The organism is Roseovarius sp. B-10 (assembly GCF_056859295.1).
Genome location: NZ_JBSXOE010000020.1, coordinates 45,507 through 65,282, shown reverse-complemented (window position 1 = coordinate 65,282; position 19,776 = coordinate 45,507). Strand labels below are relative to the sequence as shown.

At 66.5% G+C, this 19,776-nt stretch carries 22 protein-coding genes; 11 read left to right on the top strand and 11 right to left on the bottom strand.

The genetic code is table 11. The annotated features are described in order from the left end of the window. Nucleotides 1–166: 166 nt before the first annotated feature. The 3 genes from AC13D8_RS03185 to AC13D8_RS03175 form a co-directional block, all read right to left on the bottom strand. Entirely contained in the window at nt 167–1,339 is a 1,173-nt protein-coding gene (locus AC13D8_RS03185; protein WP_482967583.1) for a type III PLP-dependent enzyme, read from the bottom strand. Between the two features lie 197 nt (nt 1,340–1,536). Further along, nucleotides 1,537–2,670 (bottom strand): NAD(P)/FAD-dependent oxidoreductase, encoded by a 1,134-nt coding sequence (locus AC13D8_RS03180; RefSeq protein WP_482967582.1) that lies wholly within the window; start codon nt 2,668–2,670, stop codon nt 1,537–1,539. A 60-nt stretch (nt 2,671–2,730) separates the two neighbouring features. Next, entirely contained in the window at nt 2,731–3,519 is a 789-nt protein-coding gene (locus tag AC13D8_RS03175; protein ID WP_482967581.1) for a DUF1013 domain-containing protein, read from the bottom strand. 134 nt (nt 3,520–3,653) lie between these two features. On the opposite strand from AC13D8_RS03175, the gene AC13D8_RS03170 reads away from it, so the two are divergent. Next, nucleotides 3,654–4,283 carry a ribonuclease T2 family protein gene (locus AC13D8_RS03170; RefSeq protein ID WP_482967580.1) on the top strand — a complete coding sequence of 210 codons (630 nt, stop codon included), beginning with the start codon at nt 3,654–3,656 and terminating at the stop codon, nt 4,281–4,283. 46 nt (nt 4,284–4,329) lie between these two features. On the opposite strand, the gene AC13D8_RS03165 is transcribed toward AC13D8_RS03170, so the two are convergent. From AC13D8_RS03165 to AC13D8_RS03150, 4 genes are read right to left on the bottom strand one after another with little or no spacing between them, the layout of a single operon-like run. After that, entirely contained in the window at nt 4,330–4,878 is a 549-nt protein-coding gene (locus AC13D8_RS03165; RefSeq protein ID WP_482967579.1) for a hypothetical protein, read from the bottom strand. Beyond that, entirely contained in the window at nt 4,875–5,990 is a 1,116-nt protein-coding gene (locus AC13D8_RS03160; RefSeq protein WP_482967578.1) for an exo-alpha-sialidase, read from the bottom strand. Before AC13D8_RS03160 ends, AC13D8_RS03165 begins: the two co-directional genes overlap by 4 nt. 1 nt (nt 5,991) lies before the next feature. After that, nucleotides 5,992–6,975 carry an NAD(P)H-quinone oxidoreductase gene (locus AC13D8_RS03155; RefSeq protein WP_482967577.1) on the bottom strand — a complete coding sequence of 328 codons (984 nt, stop codon included), beginning with the start codon at nt 6,973–6,975 and terminating at the stop codon, nt 5,992–5,994. Nucleotides 6,976–6,988: 13 nt separating this feature from the next. Further along, entirely contained in the window at nt 6,989–7,678 is a 690-nt protein-coding gene (locus AC13D8_RS03150; RefSeq protein WP_482967576.1) for a COQ9 family protein, read from the bottom strand. Nucleotides 7,679–7,782: 104 nt separating this feature from the next. Between AC13D8_RS03150 and rpsU the strand changes: the two genes are divergently transcribed. The 9 genes from rpsU (at nt 7,783) to AC13D8_RS03105 (ending at nt 15,635) form a co-directional block, all read left to right on the top strand. Next, complete coding sequence (gene rpsU, locus AC13D8_RS03145; RefSeq protein ID WP_005614280.1) at nt 7,783–7,989, top strand: 30S ribosomal protein S21; 207 nt, start codon at nt 7,783–7,785, stop codon at nt 7,987–7,989. A 197-nt stretch (nt 7,990–8,186) separates the two neighbouring features. Next, the gene (gene crcB / locus AC13D8_RS03140; RefSeq protein WP_129432269.1) at nt 8,187–8,564 is read left to right on the top strand and encodes a fluoride efflux transporter CrcB; all 378 of its coding nucleotides are present in this window, start codon (nt 8,187–8,189) and stop codon (nt 8,562–8,564) included. After that, nucleotides 8,561–9,604, top strand: a complete 1,044-nt coding sequence (locus AC13D8_RS03135) for an RluA family pseudouridine synthase (protein WP_482967575.1) — start codon at nt 8,561–8,563, stop codon at nt 9,602–9,604. Before crcB ends, AC13D8_RS03135 begins: the two co-directional genes overlap by 4 nt. Then, on the top strand, nt 9,601–10,284 hold the full coding sequence (locus tag AC13D8_RS03130) for an HAD-IA family hydrolase (RefSeq protein WP_482967574.1): 684 nt from the start codon (nt 9,601–9,603) through the stop codon (nt 10,282–10,284). Before AC13D8_RS03135 ends, AC13D8_RS03130 begins: the two co-directional genes overlap by 4 nt. Continuing rightward, a complete protein-coding gene (locus AC13D8_RS03125; RefSeq protein ID WP_482967573.1) occupies nt 10,281–11,003 on the top strand; it encodes an ATP12 family chaperone protein in 723 nt (240 codons plus the stop codon). Before AC13D8_RS03130 ends, AC13D8_RS03125 begins: the two co-directional genes overlap by 4 nt. 202 nt (nt 11,004–11,205) lie before the next feature. Continuing rightward, on the top strand, nt 11,206–12,225 hold the full coding sequence (locus AC13D8_RS03120; RefSeq protein WP_129432265.1) for an amino acid ABC transporter substrate-binding protein: 1,020 nt from the start codon (nt 11,206–11,208) through the stop codon (nt 12,223–12,225). 120 nt (nt 12,226–12,345) lie between these two features. Next, nucleotides 12,346–13,560 (top strand): amino acid ABC transporter permease, encoded by a 1,215-nt coding sequence (locus tag AC13D8_RS03115; RefSeq protein ID WP_129432264.1) that lies wholly within the window; start codon nt 12,346–12,348, stop codon nt 13,558–13,560. A gap of 3 nt (nt 13,561–13,563) precedes the next feature. Further along, the gene (locus tag AC13D8_RS03110; protein WP_482967572.1) at nt 13,564–14,853 is read left to right on the top strand and encodes an amino acid ABC transporter permease; all 1,290 of its coding nucleotides are present in this window, start codon (nt 13,564–13,566) and stop codon (nt 14,851–14,853) included. Between the two features lie 14 nt (nt 14,854–14,867). After that, nucleotides 14,868–15,635: an amino acid ABC transporter ATP-binding protein gene (locus AC13D8_RS03105; protein WP_482967571.1), complete on the top strand. Its 768-nt coding sequence runs from the start codon at nt 14,868–14,870 to the stop codon at nt 15,633–15,635. 96 nt (nt 15,636–15,731) lie between these two features. Here AC13D8_RS03105 and AC13D8_RS03100 read toward each other — a convergent pair whose 3' ends face one another. From AC13D8_RS03100 to argB, 4 genes are read right to left on the bottom strand one after another with little or no spacing between them, the layout of a single operon-like run. Then, on the bottom strand, nt 15,732–16,847 hold the full coding sequence (locus tag AC13D8_RS03100) for an acetoin utilization protein AcuC (RefSeq protein ID WP_482967570.1): 1,116 nt from the start codon (nt 16,845–16,847) through the stop codon (nt 15,732–15,734). 5 nt (nt 16,848–16,852) lie between these two features. Then, nucleotides 16,853–17,341 carry a SixA phosphatase family protein gene (locus AC13D8_RS03095; RefSeq protein ID WP_482967569.1) on the bottom strand — a complete coding sequence of 163 codons (489 nt, stop codon included), beginning with the start codon at nt 17,339–17,341 and terminating at the stop codon, nt 16,853–16,855. After that, the gene (locus tag AC13D8_RS03090; RefSeq protein WP_482967568.1) at nt 17,338–17,988 is read right to left on the bottom strand and encodes a ferredoxin; all 651 of its coding nucleotides are present in this window, start codon (nt 17,986–17,988) and stop codon (nt 17,338–17,340) included. The genes AC13D8_RS03095 and AC13D8_RS03090 overlap by 4 nt, the downstream gene beginning before the upstream one ends. A 9-nt stretch (nt 17,989–17,997) precedes the next feature. Beyond that, nucleotides 17,998–18,891 (bottom strand): acetylglutamate kinase, encoded by an 894-nt coding sequence (gene argB, locus AC13D8_RS03085; RefSeq protein WP_482967567.1) that lies wholly within the window; start codon nt 18,889–18,891, stop codon nt 17,998–18,000. Nucleotides 18,892–19,009: 118 nt separating this feature from the next. Here argB and AC13D8_RS03080 point away from each other — a divergent pair, with 118 nt between their 5' ends. Beyond that, nucleotides 19,010–19,741, top strand: a complete 732-nt coding sequence (locus tag AC13D8_RS03080; RefSeq protein ID WP_482967566.1) for an SDR family NAD(P)-dependent oxidoreductase — start codon at nt 19,010–19,012, stop codon at nt 19,739–19,741. The last annotated feature ends 35 nt before the right edge of the window (nt 19,742–19,776 follow it).

Below are 19,776 nucleotides of genomic sequence, written 5' to 3'. Positions count from 1 at the left end.
ATCCAGGGCACAAAGCGCCGGGTGGTCGAACAACTCCTGCGGAGCAAACAAGGCGGGCTGGGTCGAAAAACTCTGTCTCATGACAAAACATACCCCACCAAACCATCTCAGGGAATCCCAAGAGTTTCGCTGAGGTCTCTCTAAAGTTTCCGGGGCATGGTGGTCGTCAGATCACCATCACATCCAGCGGCGGGAACCCGTTGAAGCCCACCGAGGAATAGCTCGACGTGTAGGCCCCGCATGAACGGATGACGATCCGGTCCCCGGCGCGCAGCCCGACCGGCAGGGCCACGGGACGCTTTTCGTAAAGGACGTCGGCGCTGTCGCAGGACGGCCCGGCAAGGATGCAGGGCCCGGTCGCCTCGTGATCGCGATCGGTCAGGAACGGGTAGCGGATCGCCTCGCCCTCGGTCTCGGCCAGCCCGGAAAAGCGACCGATATCGAGATAGACCCAGCGGCACAGGTCAGCGTCGGATTTACGGCTGACCAGTAGTACCTCGGCGGCGATCATGCCGGCTTCGGCCACCATGCCGCGCCCCGGCTCGGCCATGACGCGGGCAGCCCCGGGAAAGCGTTGCTCGACCATCATCATGACGTCGGCAGCATAGCGCCCGGGCGAGGCGATCTCGTCGCCGTAATAGGCCGGGAACCCGCCGCCGATGTTGATGAGCGACAGCGCATGCCCTGCGGCACGCGCCTCGGTCCAGACTGCGTCCACCTGGTCGAGCGTGTCGCGCCACATCTCCGCCCGGCGGGTCTGGCTGCCGACATGAAAGGACAGCCCAACCGGCTCAAGGCCCAACGAGGCGGCCTGATCCATCAGGGCGATGGCACGCTCCGGCGCACAGCCGAACTTGCGGCTGAGCGGCCAGTCGGCCCCGGTCGCGCCGACCAGCAGGCGGATATAGACCTGTGCGCCTGGCGCGTGCTCGGCGATCTTGTCGATCTCCATCTCGGCATCGGCGGCGAAGAGGGTGATCCCCGCGGCATGGGCAAAGGCGATGTCGCTGGCACGCTTCACCGTGTTGCCAAAGGAAATATGCTCGGGTTTCGCTCCGAGACCAAGGCACAGCTCGATCTCGCCGCGCGAGGCGGCGTCGAAGCGTCCGCCCTCGGCGATCAGCGTCTCGATCACTTCGCGAGCCGGGTTGGCCTTGACCGCGTAATGGATATCGGCGCGGCCCAGCCCGGATTTCAGCGCGCGGTAATTCTGTGCCACGACGTCCCGCGACAGCACGAGCGTCGGGCGGTCGAAGGTGTTGGAGCGGATGAAATCGATGAGGGGGGAGGGCGAAGCAATGGCGTCGAGGCCCGCAAAGGGCGTTACGTAGGCGTTCATGGTCATCTCCGATCAAGACCCGGGCATTCAGCCCTTACAGTTCCAAAAGGAGACGTTACCGTCGCTACGTAAACACGGGCGGCAGGACCACCGGCCAGAGGCGCGTGCGTTGGCGTCTATCTCGGCGCAGATAGGGCCAGCTAGCGAACCACGCAAGACATTTCTCGGGTCGGGCATAAGAATCCGTGCGCCCGTGTTCAATCCGCCTGTGCCGGGCGGGGCAGAGTATGTCCGAGAATCGCTTCCGCCCCGAGACGCCCAAGCTCGTCCGAGCATTTGGCGCCGCGCCCGCAACCAGCCGTCGCCACGCCGACACGGTCGGATAACATGGCGATGCGCGCCTGGTCCTCGGGGGTGAAACTCGTCACACAGGCGGCGTGATGTGTGGCCGTGACTTGCAGCCCAGGCATCCGCGCGCGGATCTGCTCATTGAGGTCGCGCGCTACCTCCGGGTTGCCGCCCGAGCGGAACCAGTCGCCAATATCGGTGGGAGAGCCGAGCGGGCGATCTACCGAATCGCCACCCATCTTGAGATACCAGCGGCCATCGGGATAGCGGATCGGCGGCAGCAGGTAGGGGCCATCGCCATGTGCGTGGAGGTAAATGAGCGGTGGCAGCGCGCTCAGTCGCGCGGCCTCGGCCTCGCTCACCTCGAAGAACGCCACCGTGCGCGCCATCACCGTCAGCGGCACCGCCCCGCCAGTGAGCGCGCCGGTATAGGCTCCCGCCGCGACAAGGACGCGCGCCGCGTCGGTTTGGCCGGCCTCGTGACGGATCGTTATCCCGTCGCTTCCCTCGTCGAGTGCCAGCACACGCGCCGCGATCACCTGTGCACCCGCGCGTTTCGCCGCGCGTGTCTGCGCGGCAACCAGGCGGCGGGGGCTGATGAAACCGGCGCGGCGCGGCTCGTGCCAGCCCATGGTGCCGGGTGAAAAGTGGAAATCGGGAAAGCGTCTGGCAAGCTCCACATCGTCAAGACGGTCGCATTCGATTCCGTCGCGCGCCGCAACCGCGCCGATACACTCCATCGCGCGGCTGCCCTCGGGGCCTGCCATGACCACACCACGCTCGGTGTAAAAGGAGATACCGGCTTGCGCCTCGATCTCGGTATAGCGCGCGATCGAGGCGTGGCTCACCCGGCTCCAGAACGGGTCAGGATCGAGGCTGCGGGTGATGCGGCCCTCGTCGTAATGGCTGCCGAAGACGCCGTGATGATCCGCCATCCGGGGCGGCTCGTCCGGGCCTATGAGAACAACATCCTGCCCAGAGCGCGCGAGGTGGCGCGCGGCTGCCGCACCGATGAGACCCCGCCCGATCACGGCGATACGCATGATCCGTCCTCCCCGTCGCCCGTCACGCCCGGCGCGTCGATGCCGGACAGCACTGAGCGCTCAGCGGTGGTTGTCCTCGTCTTTGTTGGCGTCCTCGTCCTCCTCCTCGTCATCCTCGTCCCCGGAATCTGAGGGCAGGTTGAACAAGCTGTCGGCATCGAACTTGTCGCGTTGCTTGTCGTCCGCGTCCGGGTCACCGGAGAGGGTAAAGCTTTCCAGCCCCTCGATCGCCGTCGGGATGCGCGGCTCGGTATCGCCGCCGAGGCTCTGCTCGGTGCTCAGGAGCTTGCGACGCTCGTCATCGCTCATTGCCGCACCCTCGGCCGCCTTTTTCTCGGCGGCCTTTTGCACGGCGGCGTCAAGCTCGCTCTGCTTGCACAGTCCGAGCGCCACCGGATCGACGGGTTGCATGTTGGCGATGTTCCAATGCGTGCGCTCGCGGATCGAGGTGATCGTGGGCTTGGTGGTGCCAACAAGCCGCGCGATCTGGCTGTCGGCAAGCTCGGGGTGGAACTTGACCAGCCACAGGATTGCGTTGGGCCGATCCTGCCGTTTCGACAATGGCGTGTAGCGCGGTCCTCGGCGCTTTTCCTCGCCCTGTGCGGCGGCGTTGAACTTGAGTCGCAACTTGTGCGTAGGGTCTTTCTCGGCCCGCGCGATTTCCTCGGTGGTCAGCTGGTTGTTGGCAATCGGGTCGAATCCCTTGACGCCGGTGGCGACGTCGCCATCGGCGATGCCCTGCACCTCCAACTCGTGCAACCCGCAGAAATCCGCGATCTGCTTGAAGCTGATCGTCGTGTTGTCCACCAGCCAGACGGCGGTGGCCTTGGTCATGATTGGCTTGGACATGATGCCACGTCTCCTTCACTCACGTCTTTTTCGGCGCCCGGCGAGGGCGGTCCCGGCACGACCGGGACGAGTTTCCATTGTCGGGGAAATCCCGTGCCATATACTCAACCCGGGCTGAAAAGGAAAGAGCAAGAATGCGCTCTCTCGTGCGACTGACAGCGGTGCTATTGCTGGCCGCACTTCCGGCGTGGGCCGACCGCGCGGGCGTGTTCGATTACTACGTGCTGTCGCTGAGCTGGTCGCCCACGTGGTGCGCGCTCGAGGGCCGCGAACGCGGGGCCGCACAATGTGCGCAAGAGCATGGCTGGGTGCTTCACGGGCTCTGGCCGCAATATCATCGGGGATGGCCCGCGCATTGCCAGAGCGCGCACCGACCGCCCTCGCGTGGCATGACCGCCGGTATGGCCGATATCATGGGCGCGCCCGGTCTCGCATGGCACCAGTGGAAAAAGCATGGGACCTGTTCGGGCCTGTCGCCAGAGGATTACTTTGCGCTGGCCCGGCGCGCCTATGCGCAGATCAACCACCCGGAGGTCTTTCGCACGCTCGATCGTCCTGTGAAACTGCCCGCGCGCGTCGTGGAAGAGGCATTTCTGGAAGCGAACCCGGGCAGGGAGCGCGACATGCTCACCATCACCTGCCGCGCGGGCCGGATCCAGGAGGCGCGGTTGTGTCTCACGAAATCGCTGGAGCCGGTGCCCTGCGGTCGCGACGTGGTCCGCGACTGCGCGATGCGGGATGCGCTGCTTGATCCCGTTCGATAACGCTTCTTCTTGCTGAAAATACTCGTAATCCGACCGTCGCGACCGGTCAAAAGACCTGCATCAGGAGCACCACCACCGCCACCGGCATCAGCATCGCGTGAAGGACGTGGTCGAACCAGTTGCTGCTGCCCAGCCTGGCAACCCACAGCGCCTGCCCGGTGACGGCCACCAGAGGCAGGAACAATGAGCCCGCCACGAGCCCGTAGGCACACACGATCAGTACCATCGCCGCCACTGGCCGGGGGGCGTAGCCAAGCCGGTAGAGATCGACCGGAAACAGACCCATCGCCGAGGCGATAAAAGCGGCATAAGCGGCGAGGAACACGGAGATTTCTACCGTGCCGAACGGCAGTACGGGTAGCCCCCATGCCGCCGACACATCGCGCAGGGCAAGCGCGGGCAGCATCACGCCCAAGGGCGACAGAAGCGCCATCGCCCCGGCCACCGGGGTGCTGCGTTGCAGGACCAGGACCAGCGCCGACACCACGCCCCCGGCCGCGCTTGCAACTGCTGGCCCGACCCAGAGACCGGCCAGCGCGAACCCCGCCCAGCCCAGAACGATCGCCAGCCCGATATGGTCGAATGCCGCTCTCATCGCGCTGCCACCCATGCCGCGTCGAATACATGTGCCGCAACACCGTGCTTGCCGCCGGTGGAATGAACCAGCACGATCTCGCCGCCCACCCGGCGCAGCATCGGGTAGCGCAGCGCGCCTGGGCCCGTAAGCCGGTGAATCTCGCGCCAACTCGTGCCCTCGTCGTCCGACACCGACAGGATCAGCGCATCGGGGGCGGCGGCATCGGCATTCGCGGCCATCAGGAGCCGACCGTCGCCCAGCGAAAGCGCCGCCACCGGAGCGCTCGGGTTGTAATGGCCTGTGGGTTCTGGCGCGCTCCAGTCTTGCCCACCATCTTCGGTACGGCTCAGCCAGAGCACGTCGCTGCGGTCGAAATCGCGCAGGAAAGCCAGCGCGCGCTGCGCGTCAAGTGGCACGATCATCGGCTGGATCACCTTGGCGCGTCGGCTGCGCATCCAACGCCGGTCACGCACGCGGCCCGCATCGTCGAAGCGGACCAGTGCGCCGAAGGTCGGCCCCATCTCGAAATAGGCGGGTAGGGCGTAGCTTCCGTCTTCGTAGGCCAGCATCGGCGATTTCACGAGAAAGGACCGGTTGAGGATCGGCGACAGGTCGAGCTTGCTTGCCGTCACCGGCCCGTCGCGCGACATCGTGACATCGGCGATGGCCGCCATCGCCCATCCCCCCACCGAGACCACGGTCGCCAGCAGGTGCCCAGGGGCGCCGTCATGCGACATCGTGTTGCCCAGCGTCACGACAAGCTGATGCGGCTCCAGTGCACGTCCAAGGCCCTTGCGGGTGAGGTGTGGTTCGGGCTCCGATGCCTGCCACGTGTCACCTTGCCGCCGCAAGTCCACGCCCCAGATATCCACGTCCGGTTGCGCCTCGGCGGATCCTTGGAACCAGAGCACCGAGACGCCATCTTCGCGTGGCACGATCGCGGGCGCATGCGCCTGCCCGGTCTCGGGGCGATGATCGAGAACGGTGCAGAACTGCCCGTTGCCCGTTTCGGGGAGCGGGTCGGGCAACGTGAAGCGCCAGCACAGCGGCCTGTCGCGCCGGATTGCCGCCGCGCTCAGGCCGAGGCTTAGCGCGGCGAGCGCGAGGATAGCCAGCGGGACCAAGTCCAAGTCAGTCCACCCTGAGGACGATCTTGCCGATATGCGCGCTCGATTCCATCCTTTCGTGGGCGGCCGCCGCCTCTTCCAGCGGGAACTCGGAATCCATCACCGGCGCAACTCGACCCGCCTCGATCAACGGCCAGACATGTGTGCGCAGCCCTTCGGCGATGCGCGCCTTGGCGAGGTCGCTCTGCGGGCGCAGAGTGCTGCCGGTGATCGTCAGGCGGCGCATCATCACCTGCGCGAAGTTCAATTCCACCTTGGGGCCTTGCAGGAACGCGATCTGCACCAGCCGTCCGTCATCGGCCAGCGCCTTGACGTTGCGCGGCAGGTAATCGCCGCCGACCATGTCGAGGATCAGGTCGGCCCCGCCCTCCGCGCGCAGCACCTCGACGAAATCCTCCTCTCGGTAATTGATCGCGCGCTCCGCGCCCAGGCGTTCGCAGGCCGCGCATTTCTCGGCCGATCCGGCGGTGGCAAAGACCCGCGCGCCGAAGGCGTGGGCCAGTTGGATGGCGGTGGTGCCGATGCCCGAAGAGCCGCCATGCACGAGGAACCGCTCGCCGCCCTTGAGTGCCCCGCGCCCGAAAACGTTGGACCAGACGGTAAAGAAGGTCTCGGGAAGGCAGGCGGCCTCGCGCAACTCCAATCCCGCGGGGACGGGAAGGCAATGCGCCGCCGGGGTGGTGACGTATTGCGCATAGCCGCCGCCGGGCAAGAGCGCGCAGACCTTGTCGCCGACGGCGAGGTCGCTCACATCCGCGCCGCAGGCTACGATCTCGCCCGCGCCCTCGAGTCCGGGCAGGTCCGACGCGCCGGACGGCGGCGCGTACATGCCTGCGCGTTGCAGAGCGTCGGGCCGGTTCACGCCGGCCCATTTGAGCCGAATGAGAACCTCGCCCGCTGCCGGCTCCGGCACCGGGCGGGTGGTGGCGCGCAGCACATCGGGGCCGCCCGGTTCGGCGATTTCGACCGCCGTCATCGTCTTTGTCATGTCTTGCCTTTCTTCAGTTCGGTGTGCGCCACCGGCCCGGCATCCCGGCTTGTTGCCGGTCCCCGGGGGCCTTGACGCGCCCGAGGACGCCAAGCGGTCCGGCCATCAGGCCAGAGACGAGCCGGTTCTCGCGGGCCTTTGCCTTGACCTTCTCGATTTGCATTACGTCGTCGATGCGGCGGTCGAGGAATTCCCATGTCCGCGCCTGTCCCTCGCTCTGGTCTCCGAGCCAGTAGAGCAGGGTCGCGCCGTAGACGCCCGAGAGCGTGGCGCGCTTGGTATACCAGTTGATGTCGCGCGACGTGTCGCCCAGCGCCGTCCAGATGCGATCGGCGGTGCGCCACAGGGCGCCGGTGCCGTCGGCGGCGTGCTGGGGCAGGGCAAAAAGCGTCATGCCGCGCCGTACCAGTTCGCGATCCTCGACAAGATCGAGCCGGGTGCGCACGGCAAAGGCCACCCGGTCGCGAAACCGCATCTCGCCGAGGTCGGCGGCCTGCAATGCATCGACCATCGCGGCATCGCCCGCCTCGTGATAGGCGATTGCGAGGTCCACTGCGCCGCGCGGGCAGACGGCATCGACCATCGCGCGGTCGATCCCCGCCTCGGCGGCGGCCAGCCGCAGGGTCGTCTCGCTCCACCCGTCGAAGGGAACGTGCGGTTTGGCGGCCTCCAGAAGGCGGGTTTTCACATCGGTATCGGGCATCGGATTCCCCCTTTCGGGCACCCTAGACAAGCCAGGGACGCTTTGCTATACGGCCATTTCCTGCAACTTATTGCAACTTCAACTTGGGAAGGTGGTGACACCACATGCAGGTTAGTGTTCGCGACAACAATGTCGATCAGGCGCTCCGTGCCCTGAAGAAGAAATTGCAGCGCGAAGGCGTTTTCCGCGAAATGAAGCTCAAGCAGCATTTCGAGAAACCGTCCGAGAAAAAGGCGCGCGAGAAGGCCGAAGCGATTCGCCGTGCCCGGAAACTGGCACGCAAGAAAGCGCAGCGCGAAGGTCTGCTCTGAGCGCATCCGCCGCGATTCACTCGTGACACGAAAAAGACGACCCCCGGGCGGATGCTTCGGGGGTTTGTCGTTTTGGGGGAGGCCATTTTCCGGTGTCGGTATTCTGTCGGTATCGCGTCGGTATTCCGTCGGTGCCAAAGAGCGGTCGGCGCGCAGCGCGCTTGACAACCCCGGGGCCCCGCGCGAGACACCGCGCCATGATGATGACCATTCTCCAGGTGGCCGCTGGCGGCGCGCTGGGCGCGGTGCTGCGCCTCGGGGTGACCCTGGGCATGGCGCGGGTCGCGTCCCCCGGCTTCCCTCTGGGGGTGCTGACGGTGAACGTGCTGGGCTCGTTCCTCATCGGTGCGCTTGTCGTGCTCTCGTTCCATCGCGGCTTCGACCATCTCAACCCGTTCCTTGTCACCGGCATCCTGGGCGGGTTCACCACGTTCTCGACCTTCTCGCTGGAGGCGCTGACGCTCTATGAGAGGGGTGCGATGGGTGCGGCGTTGTCCTATGTCGGGCTGTCGGTGGTCCTGTCGCTGGCGGCGGTCGCGCTGGGGGCCTGGGCGATGCGGGCGGTGGTGGCATGAGCGGGGTCCAGACGCGCAGCGTGGCCCCGGGCGAGGGCGATCAGCGGCTCGACCGCTGGCTGCGGCGGCAGTTTCCGCACCTGACGCAAGGCCAGATCGAAAAGATGTGCCGCAAGGGCGAGCTCCGGGTAGAGGGCGGACGGGTAAAGTCCGCGACCCGGCTCCAGGAGGGGCAGAGCGTGCGCATCCCCCCCATCCCCGATCCCGGCACGCGGCCCGCGCCGGACGCGACGCGCATCAGCGATGCCGATGCCGCGATGATCCGCGCCTGCGTCATCTACCGCGACGATCACGTGATTGCACTCAACAAGCCGCCGGGCCTGCCGGTGCAGGGCGGCAGCAGACAGGCGCGGCACGTGGACGGGCTGGCCGAGGCGCTGCGCTTTGGCGCGGAGGACAAGCCGCGCCTCGTCCACCGGCTGGACAAGGACACCTCGGGTGTGCTGGTGCTGGCGCGGAGCCGCGAGGCCGCCAAGGGGCTGACGGCGGCGTTCCGGCACCGCGCCACGCGCAAGATCTACTGGGCCGCCGTGGCCGGCGCGCCGAGCCCGCGCGTGGGCACGGTGCGTTATGGTCTCGTCAAGGCACCGGGGCATGGCGCGGGCGGCGAGGGCGAGAAGATGCACTGCCTGCACCCGCGCGATGTGGCGGGCACGCCCGGCGCCAAGGCGGCCACCACCGATTACGCGATGATCGAGAACGCCGGCGGGCGCGTGTCGTGGATGGCGCTCACCCCCGTTACCGGGCGCACCCACCAGTTGCGCGCCCACATGGCCGAGATCGGGCATCCCATCATCGGCGACGGCAAGTATGGCGGCTCTGGGCAGGAGAATCTCGGCGATGGCTGGGGCGCGCAACTTGGCGGCGAGGTGAGCCGCAAGCTGCACCTGCACGCCCGCTCGCTGACCATCGAGCACCCGGTGACGCGGGCGATCCTGCACCTGACCGCGCCGCTGCCCGCGCACATGGCGCGGACATGGGACCTGTTTCAATGGCAGGCCTCCGAGGCGCCGGAGGACCCGTTCGAGGATCTCGTATGAGTGGGCGGCTGCGCCTCGTGATCTTCGACGTGGATGGCACGCTGGTGGACAGCCAGCACGACATCCTCGCGGCGATGCACGAAGGGTTTGCCGCCGTGGGCGAGGTCGCGCCTTCGCGCGAGACGATCCTCGGGATCGTCGGTTTGTCGCTCGACGTGGCGGTGGCGCGGCTCGCGCCGCACCTTCCGGACGCGGCGCGGCGCGAGATCGTCGAGGGCTACAAGTCGGCCTACATGAAACTGCGGGCCGGGCAGGCGGTTGCCACCTCCTCACCGTTCTACCCGCAAGCGCGCGAGACCCTGGACGCGCTGCGCGCGGTGCCCGAGCTGCTCTTGGGCGTGGCCACCGGCAAATCGGCGCGCGGGCTGGCGAAGCTGGTGGAGGGGCATGCGCTGGAGGGTTATTTCGTCACCAGGCAGGTGGCAGATCATCACCCCTCCAAGCCGCATCCCGCGATGCTGCACGCGGCGCTGGCCGAGACGGGTGTCGCGCCGCAAGACGCGGTGATGGTCGGCGACACGAGCTATGACATGGAGATGGCGCGCGCCGCCGGGATCGCCGGAATCGGCGTAACATGGGGCTATCACCGCGCCGACGCGCTGGATGGCGCCGCACGGCTGGTGGACGATTTCGGCCAGCTTGCGGCGGCGCTTATGGATGACTGGGGGATGTGGCGATGAGCGAATGGGCGGCCAAACGGTTCTGGAATGCGGCGGAAGTCGTGGAGGCCGGGGGCGGCTTTGGCGTGCGGCTTGACGGGCGGGCGGTGCGCACGCCCGCCAAGGCCGAACTGGTGGTGCCGACGCAGGCGCTGGCACGCGAGATTGCCGCCGAGTGGGACGCGCAGGAGGGCGAGATCGTGCCCGCGACCATGCCCCTGACCCGCGCCACCAACGCCGCAATCGACCGGGTGGCGCGTGAGCAGGCAGCGGTGGCCGCGATGCTGGCGGAGTATGGCAGCAGCGACCTGCTGTGCTACCGGGCAGAGAGCCCCGCCGAGCTGGTCGCGCGGCAGGCAGAGGCGTGGGATCCGCTGCTCGATTGGGCCGAATCGGTCTTTTCGGCACGGCTGCGCACGACCAGTGGCGTCATGCACGTGACGCAGGACGCGGCGGCGCTGGAGCGGCTGCATGCGGAGGTTCGGCTGCTCGACATATGGGCGCTGACGGCGTTTCACGATCTCGTTTGCCTGAGTGGCTCGCTGGTTGTCGGTCTTGCGGCGCTGCGCGATCAGGCTCCACTGGAGGCGCTCTGGCGGGCGTCGCGCATCGACGAATCCTGGCAGCAAGAGCAATGGGGTAGCGACGAAGAGGCCGAAGCGGTGGCGCGAAAGAAAGAATGTGACTTCTTCAACGCCAAACGCTTTCACGATCTTTCGCGACCCCTTTGGGCGCGGTGATTTCACCGGCATGCCGCGTTAACCCTGCGGCACCGGCGCCGGGATTTGCGGAACAAAGTCTTGACGGCGCGAGGTGAATCCACACAAACTCGCGGTCACTGTCGGGGGTTTGAACCCCTTATCCAGTGTCATACGGGCCTCGTGACAACGCGGGGTCTAAAGAACCGCTCTTGAAAGAGCGGGCAATCAGGAAGAGGTAAACATGAAAAAAACCGTATTTCTGGGCGCTCTGACCGTGGCCGGCCTTGTTGGCGGTGCGGCGGCTGCGGCCACGCTTGACGACGTGAAGGCGCGCGGCACGCTCAATTGCGGCGTGACCACCGGTCTCGTCGGCTTTGCCGCGCCCGACGCCAACGGGGTTTGGGAAGGCTTTGACGTGGCCGTGTGCCGCGCCGTCGCTGCCGCCGTTCTGGGCGATCCGACCTCTGTCGAATTCGTGCCGACCACCGGCAAGACGCGGTTCACCGCGCTCGCCTCTGGCGAGGTCGACATGCTGGCGCGCAACACGACGTGGACCTTTTCGCGCGACACCGACCTCAAGTTCGATTTCGTCGGCGTCAACTACTATGACGGCCAGGGCTTCATGGTGCCCAAGGCGCTGGGCGTGAGCTCGGCCAAGGAACTCGACGGCGCGACCGTCTGCATCCAGACCGGCACCACCACCGAGCTGAACCTTGCGGACTTCTTCCGCAAGAACAACATCAGCTATGAGCCGGTGCCGATCGAGACCAACGCGGAAGGCCAGCAGCAGTACCTGGCCGGGGCTTGCGATGCCTACACGACCGACCGCTCTGGCCTGGCCGCGACGCGTGCCGCGTTCGAGAACCCGGGCGATCACGTGATCCTTCCGGAAACCGTCTCGAAGGAGCCGCTTGGCCCGCTCGTGCGTCATGGCGACCATGAATGGGAAGACGTTGTGCGCTGGACGCTTAACGCGCTTATCACCGCCGAAGAGCTTGGCGTGACCAGCGCCAACGTCGCGGAACTGGCCTCCGGCCCGACCAACAGCCCGGAGACCAACCGTCTGCTTGGCACCGAGGGCAATCTCGGCGAGATGATCGGACTTGACTCTGACTGGGCCGTGCGGGCGCTTTCCGCCGTGGGCAACTATGGCGAGGTGTTCGAGAAGAACATCGGCGAGAAGACCCCGATTGGTCTTGCGCGTGGACTGAACGCGCAGTGGACAGATGGTGGCATTCTCTACTCGCCGCCGTTCCGGTAAGACAAGAACTGACGAAGGGCGCGGGACATTCCGCGCCCTTCGCGCATGACGGATCTCAAAGAAACGGCCCACGGCGAAAACGCCGATAAAAAACCGGGTCGAAGAACAGGGAAATCCCAGATGACGACCATGACCGACCCTCCACAGGCGTCGTTCCGGCTGTCGCAGTTGATCTACGACACGCGGTATCGCTCCTACACGTTTCAATTCATCGCGCTGATGCTGCTGATCGCGCTGATGGCCTATCTCGGCGCCAACCTGGTGACGAACCTGGCCGAGCAAGGCCAGAATATCGCCTTCGGGTTCCTGGCAGAGCCGTCCGGCTATGACATCAACCAGCGTCCGATCGAGTATGACAGCCAATCAAGCCATCTGCGGGCCTCGGTGGTGGGCGTTCTGAACACGCTGATAGTGGCCTTTCTCGGGTGTCTGACCGCGACGATCCTCGGCGTGATCGCCGGTGTTCTGCGGCTCTCGCCCAACTGGCTCGTGCGCAAGCTGATGGCCGGGTATGTCGAGGCGTTCCGCAACGTGCCGGTGCTGATCTGGATCCTCATCATCTTTACCATCATGACGGCGGTTCTGCCGTCGCCGAGCGCGTTCCGGGGCGACACCCCGGATGCAAGTATGCTCTTCGGGTCCTTCGCATTCACCAATCGCGGCATCTATGCGCCTCTGCCGATCTGGGAGCCGGGCTCGTCGGTGGTGGTGCTGACCTTCCTTGCCTCGATCGCGGGCGCGATCTATTACCGTCGCTACGCCACCAAACTGCTCTACGACACCGGAAAGCTGCTGCCGATGGGGTGGCCGTCTCTGGTGATTCTGTTTGTCCCCACGATCCTCATCTTTTTCGTCATGGGGCGGCCGATCTCTCTGGACTATCCCGCGCTCGAAACGTTCAATTTTCAGGGCGGCATGCAAATCCGCGGCTCGCTCATCGCGCTGTGGTTCGCTCTTGCGATCTACACGGGGGCCTTCATCGCGGAGAACGTGCGTGCGGGGATCCTGGCGGTGAACCGCGGCCAGACCGAGGCGGCGGCCTCGCTGGGCCTGCGCCCGGGGCGGATCATGAACCTCGTGATCCTGCCGCAGGCGCTGCGCGTCATCATCCCGCCGGTGATTTCGCAATATCTCAACCTCACCAAGAACTCGTCGCTGGCCATCGCCGTGGGCTACATGGACGTGACCGGCACGCTGGGGGGGATCACCCTCAACCAGACGGGCCGCGCCATCGAATGCGTGCTGCTGCTGATGCTGTTCTACCTGACGATCAGCCTCGCAATCTCGTCGGTGATGAACCTCTATAACAAGTCCATTGCGCTGAAGGAGCGGTGAGCCATGTCGCACGATAATGTCGCCTTCCACCGCGAGCATATGCTCCCCGAGGCACCGCCGCCGGTGACGGAGACGGGGGTCATCAAGTGGCTGCGTGAGAACCTGTTTTCCTCGGTGGCCAACGGCCTGCTCACGGTGGCTACTGCTTATGTCATCATCAGTATCGTGATCGCGGCGGCGCCGTGGTTTTTCAACGGTATCTGGGACAGCCCCAGCCTTACGGCCTGCCGCGAGATGCTCGATGGGCGAACGGGGGCCTGTTTCGCGGTGCTGACCGAGCGCTGGAACCAGCTTCTGTTCGGGTTCAAGTATCCCGACGAGCTCTACTGGCGGCCGACGCTGGCCTTCGTGCTGCTGTTCGCGGCGATCGCGCCAGTGCTGTTCATCAAGTTCCTGCCGCGCATCCTGCTGATCTTTACCGGGCTCTACCCGTTCATCGCTTATTGGCTGATCTGGGGCGGGTCGATCATGGTGCCGATCATGGCGCTCCTGGGCATGCTGTTCGGCGTTCTCGTCTACCGGCGCACCCTGACCGTCAGCGCCGGTGTTGCGGTCCTTGCGGGGATCGTGGGAGCGATGGTGTTCTGGTGGGCTGCCGGGTTTTTGACCGGGACCACTGCCGGTTTCATGGCGCTCGAGCCGGTGGCGTCGCGCGACATGGGCGGTTTCATGATCAACCTGATGCTGGGTGTGGTCTGCGTGTCGCTGTCGCTGCCCTTCGGGATCGCGCTGGCGCTGGGGCGGCAATCCAACATGCCGATCATCAAGTGGATCTGCGTGATCTTCATCGAGTTCATACGCGGTGTGCCGCTCATCACGCTCTTGTTCGTGGCGAACGTGGTGCTGGCATATTTCCTGCCGCCGGGCACGAATTTCGACCTCATCCTGCGGGTCATCATCATGATCACGATGTTCGCCTCGGCCTATATCGCCGAGGTGATTCGGGGCGGGCTCGCGGCGCTGCCGCGCGGGCAATACGAGGCGGCTGACAGTCTCGGGCTCGACTACGCGCAGTCGATGCAGTTCATCATCCTGCCGCAGGCGCTGAAAATCTCGATCCCGGGCATCGTCAACGTCGCCGTGGGGCTGTTCAAGGATACCACGCTGGTCTCGGTGATCTCGATGTTCGACATCGTCGGCATGATCCGCGGCCCGATCCTCGCCTCGGCGGAATGGAACGGCGTCTATTGGGAGCTGTTCGGCTTCGCCGCACTGCTGTTCTTCATCACCTGCTACGGCATCTCGCAATATTCGCAATGGTTGGAGCGTCAGCTTCAGACCGATCATCGGTAAGGAGGGTCATCGACATGGCCGCAGAAGCACAAATGAAGGTCTCCGACGAGGTTGCCGTCGAGATCAACAAGATGAACAAATGGTTCGGCGCGTTCCACGTGCTGCGCGATATCGACCTGACAGTCTATCAGGGCGAGCGGATCGTGATCGCGGGGCCCTCGGGATCGGGGAAATCGACGCTCATCCGCTGCATCAACGCGCTGGAGGAGCATCAGAAGGGGTCGATCACCGTCGATGGCACGGTGCTGTCGAACGATATCAAGAACATCGACCGGATCCGATCGGAAGTCGGGATGGTGTTCCAGCATTTCAACCTGTTTCCGCACCTGACGATCCTCGAGAACTGCACGCTGGCCCCGATCTGGGTGCGCAAGACGCCCAAGCGCGAGGCCGAGGAAATCGCGATGCATTTCCTCACCAAGGTCAAGATCCCCGAACAGGCGGACAAGTATCCCGGCCAGCTCTCGGGAGGGCAGCAGCAGCGGGTGGCGATTGCCCGGTCGCTGTGCATGAAGCCGCGGATCATGCTCTTTGACGAGCCCACCTCGGCGCTCGATCCCGAGATGATCTCGGAGGTGCTCGACACCATGATCGAGCTGGCAGAGGAAGGCATGACCATGCTCTGCGTGACCCACGAGATGGGATTTGCCCGCAAGGTGGCGAACCGGGTGATCTTTATGGACCAGGGCCAGATCGTGGAGCAGAACGAGCCCGAGGAGTTCTTCAACAACCCCAAGAGCGAGCGCACCAAGCTGTTCCTGAGTCAGATTCTGGGGCACTGATGGTCTTGGGGGCGCTGCCCCCGTCGCGCGATGCGCGACTCCCCCGGAATATTTTTGGCAAGATGAAGGGGCGGTCCGAGTGGCCGCCTTTTCGCATCAGACCCACGCGGCGCGGCGTTCGCGCAGGGTGGTAATCGCGGCACGCAGGTCGTCGGCGATCACGCCTTCGCGTGGACGGTCGCGCAGCGTATCCACCAGGGTATCGGGCGGCAGCGCCGGGCGGCGCGACCACGTGAGCGCGGCGAGGATGCTGCGGGCGCGTTCGGGCAGGCGGTCAGGGATGTCATACCCGTTCAGGGTGGCCCAGACACCCGCCCAGAGGCGGCCTACGGTCCACGGGTTGTAGCCGCCGCCGCCGAGGACCAGCAGGCGGGGGCCGAGCGTGCGGAGGGCCGCGACGGTGGCCCAGTGGGCGTTATTGGAGAGCGCGAGGCGCGAGAGCGGATCCTCGGCCACCGCGTCGGCCCCGCATTGCAGGACGATGGCCTGCGGCCGCATCGCCTGCAGGCTGGGCAGGATCACCTCGTGCAGCGCCATCGAGAAGCCGCTGTCATTGGTGTCGCGCGGCAGCGGCAGGTTGATGGCGTGACCGCCTGCGCGGTCGTCGAGCGCGCCGGTGAAGGGCCAGCGCCCGGCCTCGTGGGTGGAAATCATGAGCACGCGGCTCTCGCCGTGAAACGCCGCCGCGACCCCGTCGCAGTGATGGGCGTCGATATCGACATAGGCGATGCGGGTGAGGCCCTGGGCGAGGAACGCCTTCAGCGCCAGAACCGGGTCGTTGAGGTAGCAAAATCCCGCCGCCCGGTCCGCCATGCCGTGATGGGTGCCGCCGCCGGGATTATAGACTGTGCCACCCTTGCCGAGCAGGTCGGCCGCGAGGAGCGAGCCGCCCGCCGCCGTCGCGGGACGACGGAACATCTCTGGAAAGACCGGGTTCGACAGCGTGCCGAGGTGGTGGCGGGCCCGGGTTTCGGCGGTGACGTGCCCCTCGGTCTCGGCGCGTTGCAGTGCCGCGATATAGGCCGGGCTGTGCCACGCGGTCAGGGCCTCCGCCTTCGCGCGGGGGCTGGTGACATACTGGGTGTCCGGGAGCCAGCCCACGGCGCGGCAGAGGTCGATCACCGTCGGCACGCGCGGGATCGAGAGCGGGTGGCGCGGCCCGTAGCTCGAGCCGCGGTAGATGTCCGAGCCGATGAAGCGCGGTGTCTGCATCGCGCTCAGATCAGGTCTCGCGGGATGACGAAGTGCAGCGCCGTGCCGGTGCCGGGGGAGACATCGGCCCAGTCGTCGATGTCGAAGCGTGCGACCAGCGTCGCCCCGGTGGGGTAGTCATGGAAGCGGTCGTGGTCTGGCGGGGCGGCGACGAGACGGGCGGCGAACTCGGCGATGCCCGGGTTGTGGCCGAGCATCAGCACCTGCGAACCGGTGGCCCCGCGCAGCACCCGAAGCATGTCCGGTGCCTCGGCGAGGTAGAGCGCGTCGTGAAGCTCGGGGGCGAGCGGCAGGTTCAGGCGCGCGCAGGTTTCCTGCGTGCGTTCGGACGAGGAACACAGGATCTGATCCGGCAATGCGCCCATTGCGCGCAGCCAGTCGCCGAGCGCGGTGGCCGAGCGGCGGCCGCGCTCGTTGAGGGGGCGGGCGTGGTCGGGCAGCGCCGGGTCGCCCCAATCGGACTTGGCGTGGCGCATGAGGACCAGGCGTTTCATCGGAAGTATCCCATGTGGAAGGCGGATTGTGCCTCGGTCCGGCCCGCGCCCTGGCTGAGCGGGCAGGCGCGGCGCACGGCGCAGCCGCGCGCCATGCAGTCGTTGCCGGGCCGGTCGAGATCGGCCTTGCAGGCGGGTACGTCGTAGCCATCGGGCGACAGCGCGCTCACCGGGCAGGCGGTGCGGCAGGGCTGGCCATCGCAGGTGTCACAGGGGCGCGCGGCGGGGGCAGGCAGGTCGATCCGGTGGGGCAGGGCGAGCGCGCCGCGATAGGACAGCATCAGGCCCGTGGTGTCGTGCACCAAGAGCCCAACCGGCGAGGACCAGGCCCGCCCGCTGCGCCGTGCCCAGCCGGTGAAGGATGGCCAGGGCGGGCCGTCGAAGGGAAAGACCGCGCGTGCGCCGAGATCGCTGGCCAGCGCGCCGATCACCCGAAGTGACCAGCGGTCGAGCGGGTCGGGCGCGCCATCGGCGAATTCGGGCGCGGCGGTGACATGCGGCCAGAAGTCCGGCCCGGCGGGGCCGAGCAACACGAGGCTGGTGAATCCCGGCACCTCGTCCGGTTCGAGGTGCAGCGCGCCAAGCGGGGCGAGGTGGTTGCCTCGGGCCTTGGTGGCAATAGAGGAGAGCGCGGGCCGGGGTGTCATGCCGGAGAGCTAGGCCGGGGGCCGCTTCGTCGAGGGGGCCGCACCGTTGCGGATAAGCGATCCGGCGCCATGCTCGGTGAACAGCTCCAGCAGGGTGGCGTTGGGGGCACGCCCGTCCAGGATGACCACTGCGCGCACACCGCCGGCGATGGCGGCGAGCGCGGTTTCAGTCTTGGGGATCATGCCGCCCGCGATCACGCCTTCGCGGGTGAGCGCGCGGATCTGCTCGGGCGTGAGCTCGGTCACGACGTGGCCCTCGGCGTCGAGCACGCCGTCGGTGTCGGTGAGCAACAGCAGCCGATCGGCGCGCAGTGCCGCAGCGATGGCCCCGGCGGCGGTGTCGCCGTTGATGTTGTAGGTCTCGCCATCCGGCCCGCCGCCAAGCGGCGCGATGACGGGGATCACGCCCGCATCGAAGAGTGTGTGCAGGATCGCCGGGTCGATCTCCGAGGGCTCGCCCACGAGGCCGAGATCGGCGCTGGCCGGGGTGCAGGCAATGAGCCCGGCATCCTTGCCCGAAAGCCCCGCCGCGCGCCCGCCCTGGCCGCCGATGGCCTGCACGATGCGCTTGTTGACGGTGCCCGAGAGCACCATTTCCACCACTTCCATCGTGGCGGCATCGGTGACGCGCTTGCCGCCAACGAATTCCGAGCGGATATCGAGCCGGGCGAGCATCTCGTTGATCATCGGTCCGCCACCGTGGACGATCACCGGGTTGACCCCCACCTGCCGCATCAGCACCACGTCGCGGGCGAATTCGGCCATCGCCTGCGGGCTGCCCATGGCGTGGCCACCGAGCTTGATGACCACGATGGCACCGGTATAGCGCTGCAGGTAGGGCAGCGCCTCGGAAAGGGTGCGGGCGGTGGCGATCCAGTCGCGGTTCATGTCTCGGGCCTTCATTCCTGTCTCCGGGGTCACGCGCCCGCACTTGTTAGCCGCTGCGCCGTGGCGTGCCAAGAGCCGTTGATCCCGGCCGCAGTCGGGCTAGGGTGGAAAGGTCCACGCCGGAGAGATCACCATGACCATGACGCGCACTTTGCTACTGACCGGCGCGAGCCGGGGAATCGGCCATGCCACTGTGCGCCGGTTCAATAACGAGGGTTGGCGGGTGATCACCTGTTCGCGCCACCCGTTTCCGCAGGAATGCCCTTGGGGTGGCGGCGCGGCGAACCATATCCAGATCGACCTCGCGAACCCCAACGACGTGATCGAGAAGGTAGAGGTGATCCGCAGAATGCTGGGTGGCCGTCTTGATGCGCTGGTCAACAACGCCGGTATTTCGCCCAAGGGGCCGGAGGGTGAGCGGCTCGATACCTTCGACACCGACCTGCGGACATGGGGGCATGTGTTTCACGTCAATTTTTTCGCCCCGGTCGTGCTGGCGCGCAGCCTGCGCGACGAGTTGGCGGCAGCCAAGGGGGCGGTGGTCAATGTCACCTCCATCGCGGGCGGGCGGGTGCATCCCTTTGCCGGCGCGGCCTATGCGACCTCGAAGGCGGCGCTGGCCGCGCTCACGCGCGAGATGGCGCATGATTTCGGGCCTCTCGGCGTGCGCGTGAACGCCATCGCGCCGGGCGAGATCCGCACCGACATCCTGTCGCCGGGCACCGAGGAGCTGGCCGACACGATCCCGATGCGCCGGCTTGGCGAGCCGCGAGAGGTGGCTGACACGGTCTATTTCCTGTGCACGTCGCCGTCTGCCTATATCTCGGGCACGGAGATCGAGATCAACGGGGCGCAGCACGTCTGAGGGGGGAGAGTTTGGGCTTGGTGCGGACCTTGCGT